The sequence below is a fragment of the Caulobacter radicis genome (genome assembly GCF_003094615.1).
GTDB lineage: Bacteria > Pseudomonadota > Alphaproteobacteria > Caulobacterales > Caulobacteraceae > Caulobacter > Caulobacter radicis.
Genome location: NZ_QDKO01000040.1, coordinates 120,019 through 134,802 on the forward strand (window position 1 = coordinate 120,019; position 14,784 = coordinate 134,802).

15 protein-coding genes are annotated in these 14,784 nt (G+C 70.3%); 6 read left to right on the forward strand and 9 right to left on the reverse strand.

The genetic code is table 11. The annotated features are described in order from the left end of the window. Positions 1-4 precede the first annotated feature (4 nt). The gene (locus tag DDF62_RS21135) at positions 5-334 is read left to right on the forward strand and encodes a hypothetical protein (RefSeq protein ID WP_116490929.1); all 330 of its coding nucleotides are present in this window, start codon (positions 5-7) and stop codon (positions 332-334) included. Between the two features lie 299 nt (positions 335-633). On the opposite strand, the gene DDF62_RS21140 is transcribed toward DDF62_RS21135, so the two are convergent. Together DDF62_RS21140 and DDF62_RS21145 are read right to left on the reverse strand one after the other, a co-directional pair. After that, the gene (locus DDF62_RS21140; protein WP_116490930.1) at positions 634-1,803 is read right to left on the reverse strand and encodes a hypothetical protein; all 1,170 of its coding nucleotides are present in this window, start codon (positions 1,801-1,803) and stop codon (positions 634-636) included. Between the two features lie 11 nt (positions 1,804-1,814). Continuing rightward, positions 1,815-2,693, reverse strand: a complete 879-nt coding sequence (locus tag DDF62_RS21145) for an HpcH/HpaI aldolase/citrate lyase family protein (RefSeq protein ID WP_116491002.1) — start codon at positions 2,691-2,693, stop codon at positions 1,815-1,817. Between the two features lie 121 nt (positions 2,694-2,814). On the opposite strand from DDF62_RS21145, the gene DDF62_RS21150 reads away from it, so the two are divergent. Beyond that, complete coding sequence (locus DDF62_RS21150) at positions 2,815-3,210, forward strand: DUF2237 family protein (protein WP_116490931.1); 396 nt, start codon at positions 2,815-2,817, stop codon at positions 3,208-3,210. A gap of 26 nt (positions 3,211-3,236) precedes the next feature. Continuing rightward, positions 3,237-4,598, forward strand: a complete 1,362-nt coding sequence (locus DDF62_RS21155) for a sensor histidine kinase (protein WP_116490932.1) — start codon at positions 3,237-3,239, stop codon at positions 4,596-4,598. An 11-nt stretch (positions 4,599-4,609) separates the two neighbouring features. Here the strand turns inward: DDF62_RS21155 and DDF62_RS21160 are convergent, their stop codons facing one another. Next, positions 4,610-5,500, reverse strand: coding sequence for a LysR family transcriptional regulator (locus DDF62_RS21160; protein WP_341871580.1), 891 nt, complete (start codon positions 5,498-5,500; stop codon positions 4,610-4,612). A 79-nt stretch (positions 5,501-5,579) separates the two neighbouring features. Between DDF62_RS21160 and bla the strand changes: the two genes are divergently transcribed. Next, complete coding sequence (gene bla / locus DDF62_RS21165) at positions 5,580-6,488, forward strand: subclass B3 metallo-beta-lactamase (protein ID WP_116490933.1); 909 nt, start codon at positions 5,580-5,582, stop codon at positions 6,486-6,488. 165 nt (positions 6,489-6,653) lie between these two features. Here bla and DDF62_RS21170 read toward each other — a convergent pair whose 3' ends face one another. From DDF62_RS21170 to thpR, 3 genes are all read right to left on the reverse strand, one after another. Further along, complete coding sequence (locus tag DDF62_RS21170; protein ID WP_116490934.1) at positions 6,654-8,042, reverse strand: FAD-containing oxidoreductase; 1,389 nt, start codon at positions 8,040-8,042, stop codon at positions 6,654-6,656. A 2-nt stretch (positions 8,043-8,044) separates the two neighbouring features. Next, positions 8,045-8,509, reverse strand: coding sequence for a DUF4126 domain-containing protein (locus DDF62_RS21175; protein ID WP_116490935.1), 465 nt, complete (start codon positions 8,507-8,509; stop codon positions 8,045-8,047). Positions 8,510-8,606: 97 nt separating this feature from the next. Beyond that, the gene (gene thpR / locus DDF62_RS21180; RefSeq protein WP_116490936.1) at positions 8,607-9,146 is read right to left on the reverse strand and encodes an RNA 2',3'-cyclic phosphodiesterase; all 540 of its coding nucleotides are present in this window, start codon (positions 9,144-9,146) and stop codon (positions 8,607-8,609) included. Between the two features lie 133 nt (positions 9,147-9,279). Here thpR and DDF62_RS21185 point away from each other — a divergent pair, with 133 nt between their 5' ends. Beyond that, positions 9,280-10,635 carry a glycoside hydrolase family 27 protein gene (locus DDF62_RS21185; protein ID WP_116490937.1) on the forward strand — a complete coding sequence of 452 codons (1,356 nt, stop codon included), beginning with the start codon at positions 9,280-9,282 and terminating at the stop codon, positions 10,633-10,635. A gap of 141 nt (positions 10,636-10,776) precedes the next feature. On the opposite strand, the gene rimM is transcribed toward DDF62_RS21185, so the two are convergent. The 3 genes from rimM to ffh all read right to left on the reverse strand — a co-directional run bounded on the left by rimM (position 10,777) and on the right by ffh (position 13,511). Then, positions 10,777-11,328 carry a ribosome maturation factor RimM gene (gene rimM / locus DDF62_RS21190; RefSeq protein WP_116490938.1) on the reverse strand — a complete coding sequence of 184 codons (552 nt, stop codon included), beginning with the start codon at positions 11,326-11,328 and terminating at the stop codon, positions 10,777-10,779. Positions 11,329-11,495: 167 nt separating this feature from the next. After that, positions 11,496-11,963, reverse strand: a complete 468-nt coding sequence (gene rpsP / locus DDF62_RS21195) for a 30S ribosomal protein S16 (protein WP_116490939.1) — start codon at positions 11,961-11,963, stop codon at positions 11,496-11,498. A gap of 24 nt (positions 11,964-11,987) precedes the next feature. Next, the gene (ffh, locus tag DDF62_RS21200) at positions 11,988-13,511 is read right to left on the reverse strand and encodes a signal recognition particle protein (protein WP_116490940.1); all 1,524 of its coding nucleotides are present in this window, start codon (positions 13,509-13,511) and stop codon (positions 11,988-11,990) included. 361 nt (positions 13,512-13,872) lie between these two features. On the opposite strand from ffh, the gene DDF62_RS21205 reads away from it, so the two are divergent. Next, entirely contained in the window at positions 13,873-14,670 is a 798-nt protein-coding gene (locus tag DDF62_RS21205; RefSeq protein WP_116490941.1) for a MipA/OmpV family protein, read from the forward strand. Positions 14,671-14,784: the final 114 nt, after the last annotated feature.

Below are 14,784 nucleotides of genomic sequence, written 5' to 3' on the forward strand. Positions count from 1 at the left end.
GTCGATGGAGGAGAAGAACACCCCTGGCCTGCCGGTCTGGCTCGGCGTGCTGCTGGCGGCGGCCGTGCTGCCCGTGGTCCTGCTCACGCGGCTTTGGCCGGGCGCCCGGACGGTCGATCGCTCGCCCGACGAGGTGGCGGGCATCCTGAGGGCGTTCATCGACGGAACGGGCGGTTCCTGGGACTGGGACGATTTCGAAAGCGCGCCCATCACCGATCCGCGCCTGGATGAGCTTCGACGCCGCGCCGTCCAGGCCGGTCCGCCTGACTCCGATGTCGAAGCGCTGGCGGCGCTGCTGTCGGAGGTCGAAGCCATGTGCCCAACCGGGGCGTAGCCCGCGCGGGCCGCCGATAACTAGCCGCGAGTCCGCCTGGGAGCTGGCCGGGAGCGGTCCTCGAACTCGTCCCCTTCGGCAGGGTGGAAGCGGGACGCGGGAGCGATGTTCGGCCCGCGGCTCCCGGATCCCGGGTTCGTCGCGCCCTGGCCCCCCTTCCCAGGCCGAGGCCCTTCGGAGTTGGCGCAATCTGACGCCGGCCTCATGGCGGACCGGCGGTTGCCTGCCCGTGGCTCCCGAAGCCGTCTTCCACCGCCGGCGGTGCTCCTTGACGGCGTCCGCACGGCGGCGCGCGTCGCCTACCGCCGCTTCTTGCGCGCCCCGGTCGCGGCCGTCTTCTTGCGGCTTCCTGGCTTGACCGCCTTGCCCTTGCCGGCCTTGCCCGAGCGGGCGGTCGCCTTGCCTTTCCCGCCGCTCTTCTTCGCGGCGGCGGCGCACTTGGCCTTGGCGGCCTTCAGGGCCTTGCCTTTCTTGCCCTTGGTCGAGCACGACGCGGCGCGGACCGGAGCGGCCGAGGCGGTGCGCGTGGCGGTCGGGGCGGCGCGCGGCGGCCAGATCACCGGTCCGCGTGCGGCCACGGCGTAGCCGGCCGGCAGCACCGGCGCGCCGGTGCGCTCGACGGCGAGGGCGGCAGGCGCCGCGCCATCCTCGGTCAGCCGGCCGTTCCAGGTCCCGTCGGGGCCGACGCTGAGCGCCAGGGTCGAGCCGACGCCAGGCCGGGGCATGAACCGCACGGCCGCGCCGCCGTCATAGGTGCGCTCGATGCTGTCGATCAGGCCGGTGGAGCCCACCGCGCCGGGACGGCGCAGGTCGCGCCAGGCGCCCTCGACCGGACCGTAGCCGCCGGCCGGGTCGGCGATCTGCAGCGAATAGAGGGCCACGCCGTCGGCGCCGCGCAGGATCCAGCCGCCGTCCAGCGGGCCTTGCAGCCCCTGAGCCGCGGCGATCGAGCCCTTCACGCGCAGCTCATAGGCCTGTTCGACGCTCATCGGCGCGCCGGGCGGGGCCGGAGGAGCGGTCTCGGGCGCGGGGATCGGCAGGATGGTCGGCTTGTGGCGCGGCGCGGGCGCGGTGGGTGGCGCCTCGTCTTCCTCGTCGGTGGTCTGGGGGCCGCTGGCGGCGATCAGGTCGGCCAGGGGATCGGCGGCGGCGGGCGGCGGGCTCGGCGCGGGCGCGGCCTGGCCGCTTGCCGGCGGAGCGTCCACCAGCGGGATCGCCGCCTGCGCCGGAACGGACGGATTGGTCGTCACCACCTCGGAAGCGGGCGCCTGGGCCAGGGCGGCGGCGGGCGGCGGGCTCGGCGCGGGCGCGGCCTGGCCGCTTGCCGGCGGAGCGTCCACCAGCGGGATCGCCGCCTGCGCCGGAACGGACGGATTGGTCGTCACCACCTCGGAAGCGGGCGCCTGGGCCAGGGCGGCGGCCGGAAACGACAGCAGGGCGGACAGTGAGACGGCGAGAAGACGACGCATAGGGGTCCTTATCAGCCCGCCGTCTTCGCGGCGATGGCCTCGGAAACGGCGACCAGCCGCTCGGCCTGAACCAGGTGCAGCCGCTCGGCCATCTTGCCGTCGACCCGCAGCGCGCCCTTGCCGGCGTTCTCCGGCGCGGCGAAGGCGGCGATCACCGCCTGGCTCCAGGCGATCTCGTCGTCCGACGGCGAGAACACCCGGTTGCAGATCTCCAGGTGCTTGGGATGGATCAGGGTCTTGCCGTCGAAGCCGAAGTCGACGGCCTGGCCGCAGACGGCCTCCAGCGCGGCCAGGTCGTCGATGTCGTTGTGCACGCCGTCGAGGATCGACAGGCCATGGCCGCGCGCGGCGGCGACCGCCAGAGACAGGATCGGCAGGAAGGCTTCCCGGCCCGGGGTCTGGCGGGCCCGCATCTCCTTGGCCAGGTCGTTGACGCCCATCACCCAGGCCGACAGGCGGGTTGTCCTGGCCGCCTCGCCGATCTCCCACAGGTGGAAAGAGGCCTTGGCGGTCTCGATCATCGTCCACAGGCGGGTATGGATCGGGGCGGCGTGCAGGGCCGCCTCATAGGCGTGGACGTCGGCGGCGTCGTTCACCTTGGGCACGAGCACGGCGTCGGGACCAGCTTCGGCGGCCGCCTTCAGGTCGTCGGCGCCCCAGGGGGTGTCGAGGCCGTTGGTGCGGATGACGACCTCGCGCGGGCCGAACCCGCCGGCCTTCACCGTGGCCACGGCGGCCTCACGGGCGGCGAACTTCATCTCCGGCGCCACCGCGTCCTCGAGGTCGAGGATGATCACGTCGGCGTCGAGCGTGCGGGCCTTCTCCACGGCCTTGGCGTTGGAGGCGGGCATGTAGAGGGCGCTGCGGCGCGGCCGGGCGAGGTCGGTCATGGCGGCGATCATCCTGACGGGACGGCTACTGTAAAGCATCCGCCGCGCGGGACGGGAAGCGTCGATCTCGCGGCGGGCGAAGCCATGGCGGGAAAGGGGGAAACGGGGTTAAGCTGGCGCCATGACCACGCAACCGGCCCCCACGCGCTACGACGAAACGGCCCGCAACGTGCTGGGCGGAGAACTGATCCCCTGCTCGCTCGACCCGGTGACCGGCTTCTACCGTAACGGCTGCTGTGAAACGGGGCCGCACGACCTTGGCCTCCACACCGTCTGCGCGGTGATGACCGAGGAGTTCCTGGCCTTCTCCAAGTCCACCGGCAACGACCTGTCGACGCCGCGTCCGGAGTTCGCCTTCCGGGGGCTCAAGCCGGGCGACCGCTGGTGCCTGTGCGCCGGCCGCTGGCGCGAGGCGCTGGACGCCGGCATGGCCCCGCAGGTCATTCTCGAGGCCACCCACGAGGAGACCCTGGCCATCGTGTCGCTGGGGGTGCTGAAGGACCACGCGGCGGTCTGACCCGCGCAAGGCCGGAAGGATCCCGGATGGTCGGTTACGAACGCAGGCTGCTGGTGCTGGTGGGGCTGATCGCCCTGGCCTTCCTGCCTCTGCTGGCCGCGTCGCTGTTCTTCCTGGCCCGCTTCTCGGCCGCCCAGGATCGGCTGGACGCCGTCTATACCCGCACCGTGATCCTCGCCCACGACCTGCGTGGCGAGAAGATGCGGCAGAACGCGCTCGTCCCGGTGATCGTCATCAACGGCGACAGGGGTTTGCTGATCGAGCTGGAGCGCTCCAATCGCCGCTTCGACGCCATCGTCGGCGACTTGAACGCGCTGGCCCGCGACGACGAGACGCGCGCGGCGCTGGAGCAGGTTTCCGCCTTGCAGCGCCGGCTGCTGGTGCTGCAGAGGACGGGCGTCGCCCAGCGGCTCGACGGCGGCACCATGAGCGGCGCCAACGCCTTCTTCCAGAAGAACGCCGGGCCGCTGACCAGCAGCATCGACGCGGCCATCGACCGCTTCACCGAGCGGTCGGCGGCCCGCTACCAGGCCGAGCGAACCCATAACCAGGCCGTGGTGCGCGGCGTGTTCGGCGTGCTGGTCCTGGCCTCGGCCTGCGCCTTCGTGCTTTGCGCCTTCCTGGGCCGCCTGCTGCTGCGGCTGGTCGAGCAGAAGCGCAGCTACGACCAGGTCGCCGCCCGCCTGGCCGAGCGGGAGAAGGCGATCTCGCTGGCCCGCAAGGAGGCGGTCGAGGTGGTGGCCCACGACCTCAACAACCCGATCACCACCATCCTGTTCGCCAGCGAGAACCTGCTGGCCCAGCCCGGTGTCGAGCAGCAGTCCAAGGTGCGCTCGGGCGTCGAGGCCATACTGCTGGCGACCGAGACCATGCGGCGGCTGATCCGCAACATCCTCGACCATTCCAAGATCGAGGCCGGCGGCCTGGTGCTGGCCAAGGAGACGGTCGACCTGCGCCGGCTGCTGGGCGACATCGCCGACCAGTTCGCCCTGTCGGCCGCCCGCAAGGGGCTGGACTTCGCCTACACGCCCGACGCGGCCGAGCCCTTGCTCGAGGCCGACGAGGGGCGCATCGGCCAGGTGGTGGCCAACCTGCTGTCCAACGCCATCAAGTTCACCGAGCCGGGCGGGACGGTGTCGCTGTCCAGTTGGGTGGCGGACGGAGCCGTGGTGGTCGAGGTGCGCGACACCGGCTGGGGCATGAGCCCAGAACAGGCCGCCCGGGTGTTCGAGCGCCACTGGCAGGGCGAGGCCGCCGCCGCCAATGGCAACGGCCTTGGCCTGGCGATCAGCAAGGCCATCGTCGAGGCCCATGGCGGGCGCCTGGGCGTCGACAGCCGGCCGGGCGAAGGCTCGGCCTTCAGCGTGGTGCTGCCGCTGGCGGCGTGAGGCTCGCGCTCCTATCCGATTTCGCCGTGCAGCCAGCTTCGGAAGGCGGCCATGGCCGCGCCGTCCGGCCGCGAATGCAGCCTTGTCAGCCAGTAGCGGCCGGTGACCACCTCGGCGGCGAAGGGGCGGACCAGGCGCTCGGCCGACAGCTCGGGCGCGAACAGCGCGGCGGGCGCCAGGGCCACGCCCTGGCCAGCGGCGGCGGCCGCGACCATCAGCACCGAATTGTCGAACATCGGCCCGCGCAGCGGCGGGGCCTCGGCGCCGGCGGCGGCGAACCAGCGCGGCCACTCGTCGGCGCGATAGGAGCGCAGCAGGGTCTCGCGCGCCAGGTCGCCGGGGGCCGACAGCCGTTCCGCGATCGCCGGCGCGCACAGGGCCGTCAGCGGCGCGGTCAGGATCGGCTCGGCATGCACGCCGTGCCAGGCACCGTCGCCGAAGCGGATGGCGAGATCCAGTCCCTCCCCGGCCAGGTCGACGCGGTTGTTGTTGGTCATCACCCGCAGGTCGACCTGCGGGCAGGCGCGGCGGAAGGACTCCAGCCGAGGCAGCAGCCAGCCCGTCGCGAACGAGCCGACCACGCCCAGCGTCAGCACCTCGCGCAGCCGTCCGTCGCTGTAGCGGTCGAGCGTCGCGCCGATGCGGTCGAAGGCGTCGACCAGCACCGGGACCAGGGCCTGGCCCTCGTCGGTCAAAGCCAGGCCGCGCGGCAGGCGGCGAAAGAGCGAGACGCCCAGGCGGGCTTCCAGCTGGGCGACCTGGTGGCTGACGGCGCCCTGGCTGACGCACAGCTCGACGGCTGCCCGGGTGAAGTTCAGGTGCCGGGCGGCGGCCTCGAAGGCGCGCAGGGCGTTGAGGGGAAGCTGGGCGCGATCCATGGCCAAGGCATGAACCAGGCTCATGGCTTCGTCCAGATATGATGCTTTGTCGCCGCCGCTTCCGATCGGCAGTTTCGCCGCGCCAACCGAAGGGGAGAGCGGCATGAAAACGAAATGGATCGCGAGCTTGGGCATCGCCGGGGCGCTGTTCGCAACAGGCGGACCGGCGGCGGCGCACGATCCTTTGCTGGCCCCGATCGAGCCGGCCTACGCCGCTCGCTGGCTGGGCGGCGAGGCGCCGATCAAGGTCTATGGCAATAGCTACATTGTGGGCTTCTCGGGGCTCAGCGTCGGCTTGATCAAGACCAGCCAGGGCCTGATCCTGGTCGACGCCGCCCTGCCCCAGGCCGTGCCGGCCATCGAGGCCAACATCAGGGCGCTGGGCTTCAAGGTCGCCGACATCAAGCTGATCCTCAGCACCGAGCCGCACTACGACCATGCCGGAGGCCTGGCCGCCCTGGCCCGCGACAGTGGCGCGACGGTGGTCGCCAGCGCTCCGACGGCCGAAGCCCTGCGACGAGGCCGGCCGGGCCCGGACGATCCCCAGCTGGCCGACCTCGTCCCCTTTCCGGCGGTGGCGAAGCTGCGGGTGGTCAAGGATGGCGAGGTCATCCGTCTGGGCGACGTGGCCGTCACCGCCCGCGCCACGCCGGGCCACACGGGCGGCAGCATGAGCTGGACCTGGACGTCGTGCGAGCGGCGCGACTGCAAGGCGGTGGTGTTCGGCTCCAGCCTCAATCCGGTGTCGTCCGACGGCTACCGGTTCTCGGATCCGAACAACGCGGGCGTCGTGGCAGGCTTCCGCCGCAGCTTCGAGACCATGCGGGGCTTGAAGTGCGACGTGCTGATCAGCGCCCATCCCGACCAGTCGGGCGGCGACCAGCGGCTGGCGCGGGCTCGCCGGGCTGAGAAGCCCAACCCGTTCGTCGATCCCAGCGCCTGCCGAAGCTATGCCGACCGCTACGCCGCGCGGCTGGACGCACGTCTGGCCAAGGAGCGGGCGGGGCTCTGACCTTCCATTTTCTCCCGTCATTCTCGCCCTTGTGGCGAGAACCCCTGGTTCCGCTCGTACGGGCAGCGCAGGCGGATCGCTGGCGATCCGCCCCATCCGTCATCGAGGCCGACAGAGGGGTTCCCGCCACAAGGGCGGGAATGACGGGAAATGAAAGCGCGCCGCCTACGCCAGCGGCTTCAGTTCGCCCAGCACCGTGGGGATCAGCTCCGACACCGTCGGATGGATCGGCACGGTGCGCTGCAGAACCGTATAGGGGGCCTTGGCGTACATGACGTCGAGGATGCCGTGGATGGCCTCGTCGCCCGAGGTTCCCAGGATCGCGGCGCCGAGGATTTGCTTGGTCTCGGCGTCGACCAGCACCTTCATGAAACCCTGGGTCTCGCCCTTCTCGATGGCGCGGCCCACGCGGGTCATCGGGCGTGTCCCGACCAGGGCCGGGCGGCCGGCGGCGCGGACTTCGGCTTCGCTCATCCCCACCCGGCCAAGCGGCGGGTCGGTATAGAGGGCGTAGGCGGTCAGGCGGTCGGTGACTTTCCTGGGGTCGTCGTCGAGCAGGTTGGCGGCGATGATCTCGAAGTCGTTGTAGGCGGTGTGGGTGAAGGCCCCGCGTCCGTTGCAGTCGCCCATGGCCCATATCGACGGGACGTTGGTGCGCAGGGTCTCGTCGACCGTGACGTAGCCGCGCTTGTCGACGGCGACGCCGGCCGCCTCCAGGCCCAGGTCGTCGGTGTTGGGCTTGCGGCCGACGGCCAGCAGGGTGTGCGAGCCCTTCACTGCCGGTTCGCCCTCCCGGCAGGTGACGTGGACGCAGACGCCTTCTTCGCCCCCTTCCGTCTTGCAGGGGGAAAAGCTGATGCACTCGGCGTTCAGCCGCACGGCGATGCCCTCGGCCTCGAGGATTTCGCGCACGGCGTCGGAAACCTCGGGATCCTCGCGGCCGATCAGGCGGGGCCCCATCTCGACCACGGTCACCTGGGCGCCGAAGCGCCGGTACATCTGGGCGAACTCCAGCCCGATATAGCTGCCGCCGACGATCACCAGGTGCTCGGGCAGCGTGTCCAGCTGCATCATGCCGACATTGGTGAGATACGAGATGTCGTTGACGCCGGGCATGTCCGGGACGTTGGCGCGGCCGCCGACATTGAGGAAGATCTTCGGGGCCTCCAGCACCCGGCCGTCGACCTCGACGGTGGTGGGCGAGGTCAGGCGGGCATGGCCTTCGAAGACCGTCAGGCCGTCCATGCCCTTGAGCCATTTCTCGACATTGCCGCGGGCGTTGCGGACGACGGTCTGCTGGCGTTCCTTGACCGCCTTCATGTCGACGCCGACGGGTCCTTGCAGAACGACGCCGTAGTCGGCCGCCCGGCGGGCCAGGTGCGCGGCATAGGCGCTGGCCACCATGGTCTTGGTCGGCATGCAGCCAGTGTTGACGCAGGTGCCGCCGAACAGCTTGCGCTCGACCAGGGCCACCTTCCAGCCGGCGGCGGTCAGGCGCCCGGCCAGCGAAGGCCCGGCCTGGCCGGCCCCGATGATGATGGCGTCGAAGGTCATGCTCACGAAACCGCCGAGACGATCAGATAGGCGCCGCCCAGGGCGATCACGTCTTCGACAAGAGCCGCGGGCGTGTCGCGCTTGAGGGCCTTGGCCAGGCGGCCGCGCAGCTCGGCGCCGCCCAGGGTGCCGATCACCGCGCCGATGACGCCCAGGATCGCCCCGACGATCCAGGCGCCGCCGGCCAGGCCGATGACCGCGCCCGAGAAGCCGCCGGCGACGATGCGGGCGCCGAACTGCGGCGGGACCTTGCGGCTGGGAGTCATCGGCAGTTGGTCGGTGATCAGCTCGACCGCCGCCAGGGCGGTGAAGATCCAGGTAGCGATGTTGCCGCCCAGCCAGGCCAGCGGCGTGCCGGCCAGCGGGATCCAGCCGAGATGCGCGCCCCAGGCGACGGCGGCGGGGGCGGTCATGGCCCGCAGGCCGGCGATCACGCCGATGAGCAGGGCGAGGACGTAGAGGGTCATGCGAGAACTCCCGAGCGTCGCCGCGATCAGGCGCGCTCCGGGAGCAAACCGCAAGCGCCTGGCGTCGGCTTGGATGTTCCGGCTGCGGTTCGCCCGATCAGCCCTTCAGCGCGTACTCCCGCTCCAGCCGATAGACCGAGCCTTCCTTGGTCTGCCAGCTGGAATAGAGGCCGAAGCGGTCGACGTGGAAGGGCGGCGAGTGCAGCAGGTTGTTGCGCTGGATCCAGGCGCCGACCTCGGGCACGGCCGCGCGCTTCAGATAGGCCAGGGTGACGTGCGGCAGGTAGGTGCGGGTCTCGGGCTTCAGCTCGGCCTTGCGGGCGGCGCTTTCGTTGGCCTTCTGCAGGCGGCGCAAGTGCGGCTCGTCCTCGACCCCGGCCCAGACGGCGTGCATGTCGGCGCCCTCGCCGAAATGGCCGGCGCCCTTCAGCTCCAGGTCGAAGGCTGGGGCCTCGATCCGGGCCAGCGCCTCGTCGAGGTCGGCGGCGACCGTTTCCTGCACGTCGCCGATGAAGCGCAGGGTGATGTGGAAGGCCTCCAGCGGCCGCCAGCGGGCGCCTTCGATGCCGGATTGTCGGGACTGGAGCGGCGCGCCGATCTCGGTGGGGATGGCGATCGCGGTGAACAGGCGGATCATGCCGCCAGCCTAGACGCCTTGGCGGTCGGCCTCCAAGCCCCTGCCGCAGGCGTCTTGCCGATCGGACAAATTGTCTGACAAATAGCGTCGCCCAGGAGGACGGCGCGAAGGCCGTCGGGGCGGGAGGCAGGCGATGACGGGACCCTCGATGGATCGGCGCGGGGTGCTGCTGGCGGGAATGGGCGCGAGCCTGGCGGCCGGTTCGGGCGTCGCCGCGGCCCCGGCGGGCAAGTCGTCGCTGCTGGCCCAGCGTCCGCCGATGGGTTGGAACAGCTGGAACAGCTTCGCCACCACGATCAACGAGGCCCAGGCGCTGGAGACGGCCCGGATCATGGCCGCGAAACTGCTGCCGTTCGGCTACGACGTCTTCACGGTCGATATCCAGTGGTACGAGCCGGAAGCGGCCAGCTACGACTACAATCGCAATCCCCAGCCGGCGATGGACGGCCATGGCCGCCTTCTCCCCGCCCCCAATCGTTTTCCGTCCAGCGCCGGCGGCCTGGGCTTCAAGCCGCTGGCCGACCAGGTGCATGCGCTGGGCCTGAAGTTCGGCGTGCACCTGATGCGGGGAATCCCGCGCGCGGCGGTGAAGGCCAACCTTCCGGTGCTGGGAACCAGCATCCGCGCCGCCGACGTCGCCGACACGTCGAGCGTCTGCTCCTGGAACCCCGACATGTACGGCGTCGACATGCGCAAGGCCGGGGCCCAGGCCTATTACGACAGCGTCTTCCGCCTGTTCGCCCAGTGGGGCGTCGACTTCGTGAAGATGGACGACATGAGCCGCCCCTACGACGCCCACGCCGCCGAGATCGAGGCGGCCCACAAGGCGATCAAGGCGTCCGGCCGGCCGATGATCCTCAGCCTGTCGCCGGGCGAGACGCCCGTGCCGCGCGCCGAGCACGTGCGCAGGTTCGCCCAGATGTGGCGCATCTCCGACGACTTCTGGGACGAGTGGTCGATGCTGGAGGCCCAGTTCACGCGGCTGGAGAACTGGAACGCCTTCCGCGCCCCGGGCGCCTGGCCCGACGCCGACATGCTGCCGCTGGGCCGGCTGGCCCTGGGCAAGCGCGACAGCAAGTTCACGCCCGACGAGCAGCAGACCCTGATGACCCTGTGGTCGATCGCCCGCTCGCCGCTGATCATGGGCGGCGACCTGCGCCACCTGGACGAGGCGACCCTGGCCCTGCTGACCAATCGCCAGGTGCTGGCGGTCAACCAGGCCAGCACCGGCAACCAGCCCCACTTCGTCGAGGACGGGGCGCGGATCTGGTCGGCGCGGCCCGAGGGGCGTCCGGCCGAGCGTTACCTGGCGCTGTTCAACACCACGGGAAAGTCGAAGGCGGTGGGCGTCGGGCTGCGGGAACTGGGCCTGACCGACGGGGTGTCGGTGCGCGACCTGTGGAGCGGGCAGGATCTTGGGCGGGTCAATGACCGCGTGGAGCGGACGCTGCCGTCACATGGCTCGGCGCTGCTGCGGCTGGGCGCATGAGATCCTCCCCCGGAAGGGGGAGGTGTCGGCGAAGCCGACGGAGGGGGAAGTGTCAGCTTGTATCGGCAAGCGCCGCGGAAGCTGGAAACGGCCCTCTCAGTCGCTCCGCGACAGCTCCCCCAGAGGGAGAGCATCTTGGGCTCAGTCCTCGTCGGACTGGGGCCCTTCAGGCTCGCCGACGAGGTTCGGCGGGTCGGCCAGCACGAGGCGTTCGGCCAGCTTCACTTCCGGCGCGGCGGCGCGGGTGAAGGGCAGGTACCAGGTCTGACCGCCGAGCGGAGGCGTGATCTCGAGCAGGTCGCCGGCGCCGAAGTCCTGGACGCTCTTGATCTTGCCCAGGTCCTCGCCGGTGGCGATGTGGCGCACGGCCATGCCGATCAGGTCGGTGAGGTAGAACTCGTCCTCGTCGGGCTCGGGCAGGGCCGAGCGGGGGACGTAGAGCTTGAGGCCGCGCAGGGCGTCGGCGGCTTCCTTGGTGGCGATGTCGGGACTGCGGCAGACCAGACCGTCCTTGACGGCTCTTGCCTGGGAGATCGACAGGGCGGGCGAGCCGTCCTGGCGCAGGAGCCGCTTGAAGCCCTTCAGGGCCATCGGCTCTTCGGTATAGGTCGAGATCCGTATCTCGCCGCGCACGCCAAAGCCGCCGGCCACGCGGCCGACCAGGATCAACGGGTCATCGGGAGAGATCGGCATCGACTTGAGTCTTTCCGGACCAAGCCGGGGTCGTTTGTGAAGCGAAACCCTCGCCCTTCGACAGGCTCAGGGTGAGGGTTTCTACTGCTTCGGCCTGCGGAATGGTCCTCATCCTGAGCTTGTCGAAGGACGAGGACCACGCAACAGGTTCGAAGTCCGAAAGGCGATTAGCCTTCCGAAGCTTCTTCGGCCGGAGCTTCTTCAGCAGCCGGAGCAGCAGCGGCTTCGGCGGCGGCCGCGGCGGCGGCTTCAGCGGCGGCCTTGGCGTCTTCCTTGGCTTGGGCTTCGGCGGCGGCGCGCTCTTCTTCGCGCTGGGCGCGCTCGGCGGTGCGTTCCTTGGCCTTCTTGCCCGGCTCGGCCTTCTGCGGGTTGTTGCCGGCGGTCCAGGCGCCGACGCCTTGGGCGGCGAGGAAGCGAGCGACGCGGTCGGTCGGCTGGGCGCCCTTCTTGAGCCACTCCTGGATCGACTCCAGCTTCAGGGTGACGCGCGCCGGGTCATCCTTCTTCAGCAGCGGGTTGTAGGTGCCGACCTTTTCGATGAAACGGCCATCGCGCGGCGAGTGGCTGTCAGCGACGACGATCGAGTAGTACGGACGCTTCTTGGCGCCGCCACGGGCGAGACGGATCTTCAGCATTGTCGTTAGTCCTTGGATCTAAAGCTATTTTTTCTTGAACGGATTGAAGCCGGGCGGCAGGCCGCCCAGGCCGGAGAGCGGGTTGGGCCCGCCCCCGAGGCCCGGCAGACCGGGCAGCCCCGAAAGGCCTTGGCCTTCCGTCGCGTTGGGATCGCCGGCGGGCATCTTGCCGCCGCCGAGGGATTTCAGTCGGGCCATGTCGCCGCCGCCGAGCATGCCGGCCATGCGGGCCAGGCCCTTGCCGCCGTCCTTGCTCATCGACTTGAACATGTCGGCCATCTGGCGGTGCTGCTTGAGCAGGCGATTGACCTCGGCCACGTCGACGCCCGAACCGGCGGCGATGCGGCGCTTGCGCGAGGCCGCCAGGATGTCGGGCTTCTTGCGCTCTTCCTTGGTCATCGAGCTGATGATCGCCTGCTGGCGGCGGAAGATGCTGTCGTCGATGCCGCTTTCGGCGATCTGCTTCTTGACCTTCTGGACGCCGGGCAGGAGGCCCATGATGCCTTCCATGCCGCCCATCTTCTGCATCTGCGACAGCTGGGACGACAGGTCGTCGAGGTCGAACTTGCCCTTGGCCAGCTTGCGCGCCATGCGCTCGGCTTCGGCCGCGTCAAGGTCGGCGGCGGCCTTCTCGACCAGGGCCACGACGTCGCCCTGGCCCAGGATCCGGCCGGCGACGCGGCGGGCGTCGAAGACGTCGAGCTGGTCGATCTTTTCGCCGGCGCCGAGGAACTTGATCGGCAGGCCGGTGACGTGGCGCATCGACAGCGCCGCGCCGCCGCGACCGTCGCCGTCGGCGCGGGTCAGGATCAGGCCCGTGAGCGGCAGGCGCTCGTGGAACGCCTTGGCCGTGCGCACGGCGTCCTGGCCGGTCAGGCTGTCGGCGACCAGGATGGTCTCGGAGGGATTGGCGATGCGGGCGATTTCCGCCGCTTCGCTCATCATCGCCTCGTCCAGCGTGGTGCGGCCGGCGGTGTCGAGGATCAGGACGTCGTAGCCGCTGAGCCTGGCGGCGGTGAGGGCGCGCTTGGCGATGTCCGGGGCGCTCTGGCCGGCCACGATCGGCAGGCTCTCGACGCCGACCTGCTTGGCCAGGGTCGCCAGCTGCTCCATGGCCGCCGGGCGACGGGTGTCGAGCGAGGCGACCAGCACCTTCTTGCGCTCGGTCTTGCTCAGGCGCAGGGCCAGCTTGCCGGTGGTGGTGGTCTTGCCCGAGCCCTGCAGGCCGGCCATCAGGATGATGGTCGGCGGGTTCAGGGCCAGGTTCAGGCCGGTGGGGACGTCGCCGCCCAGCATCTCGACCAGGCCGTCATAGACGATCTTGACCACCTGGTCGGCCGGCTTGACCGAGCGGATGACGGACTCGCCCGCGGCCTGTTCCTTGGCCTTGGAGATGAAGTCCTTGACGACCGGCAGGGCGACGTCGGCTTCCAGCAGGGCGACGCGGACTTCGCGCAGCGCCTCGTCGATGTCCTTTTCGGACAGCACGCCGCGACCGCCGAGGCGGTCGAAGACGCCTGAAAGTCGCTCTGTAAGGCCGTCGAACATGCGAAACCCTGGGTAAGAACCAAAGCTCCAAACGCGATCAGCCCCCGTGGACGATCACGTCGACGGGGGTCCTCGCCGTCCTCGTCCGCATGGGTCCCGGGCTACCGGGGCGGGGTCGTGACGGTGGAGGCGCTGCTGATAAAGCGCCGGAAGTGCGCGCTTATGCGGGAGCGCTGTGGAAAATGCAAGGATTTCGAGTCGCTTGGGCTCAGTTGGTCGAGGGGCCCGCGGAGGAGCGGGCGCCCTCGTGAAGCCCTTTGCCTTTCCGTCCGCGGAGGATTAAGGGCTTCATCGAACGCGTTCGACGGGATGCGGTCAGGGATTGGGGTCCCGTTTCGTCTGGTCTGCTCGCAAGGACTCCATGTCGACCAAACTCCTGTCCGCCGCCGTGGCGGCTCTCGCCCTGCTGCCCGCCGCCGCCCTGGCCCAGGCCCTGCCCTACAAGGATATCGAAGCGCCCTCGACCTGGGAGGTCGATGTCGGCGGCGGTCCCGTCTACGGCTTCAGTCCTGGCGGCAAGGATCCGCACAAGACCAACTTCACCTTCTGGGGCAGCGCCCACTGGAAGGGGAAGATCTACGCCAATGGCCTGGACGGCCTGGGCTACAACGTCGTCAACGACGAGACCCTGCACGTCGGCGCCCAGCTGCGTCCGCGCTGGGGTGGTCCGGACGACACCGACAGCGGCATCCAGAGCCCCGACACCGGCGCTGACCTGGCCGTCTACGCCTACAAGCGCACCTGGAAGGACTTCGTCGTCGGCGGCCGCATCGGTCGCGACGTCACCAGCGTGTCCGACGGCTGGGACTTCTGGGGCTCGGTGTCGCGCCAGGACGTGACGCCGGTGGGTCTCCTGCAGTCGATGGTCTATGCCCGCGGCGGCGACAAGAACACCAACCGCACCTTCTACGGCGTCACCGCCAGGGACGTGGCGGCCGTGCCGAGCCTGAACGAATACGACCCCAAGGGCGGGCTGAACCAGGTGGGCGTGGCCTTCCTGATGATGACCCCGATCGGCGACAAGTACGCCATCGGCACCTTCGCCAACTACGAGCGGATTCTCGGCGAGGCCGCCGACAGCCCGCTGATCGAGCGCTACGGCCAGCAGGACGAGTACCGCGGCGGCCTGATCGTCGTGCGGCGGTTCATCGGGCGGTAGGGCTCGCTTATCTCCGCCGTCATTCCCGCCCTTGTGGCGGGAACCTCTCTATCAGCTGCAGGTGAGTGAGGGGCGGATCGCTAGCGATCCGCTTGTGCTTCCCGTGCGAACGGA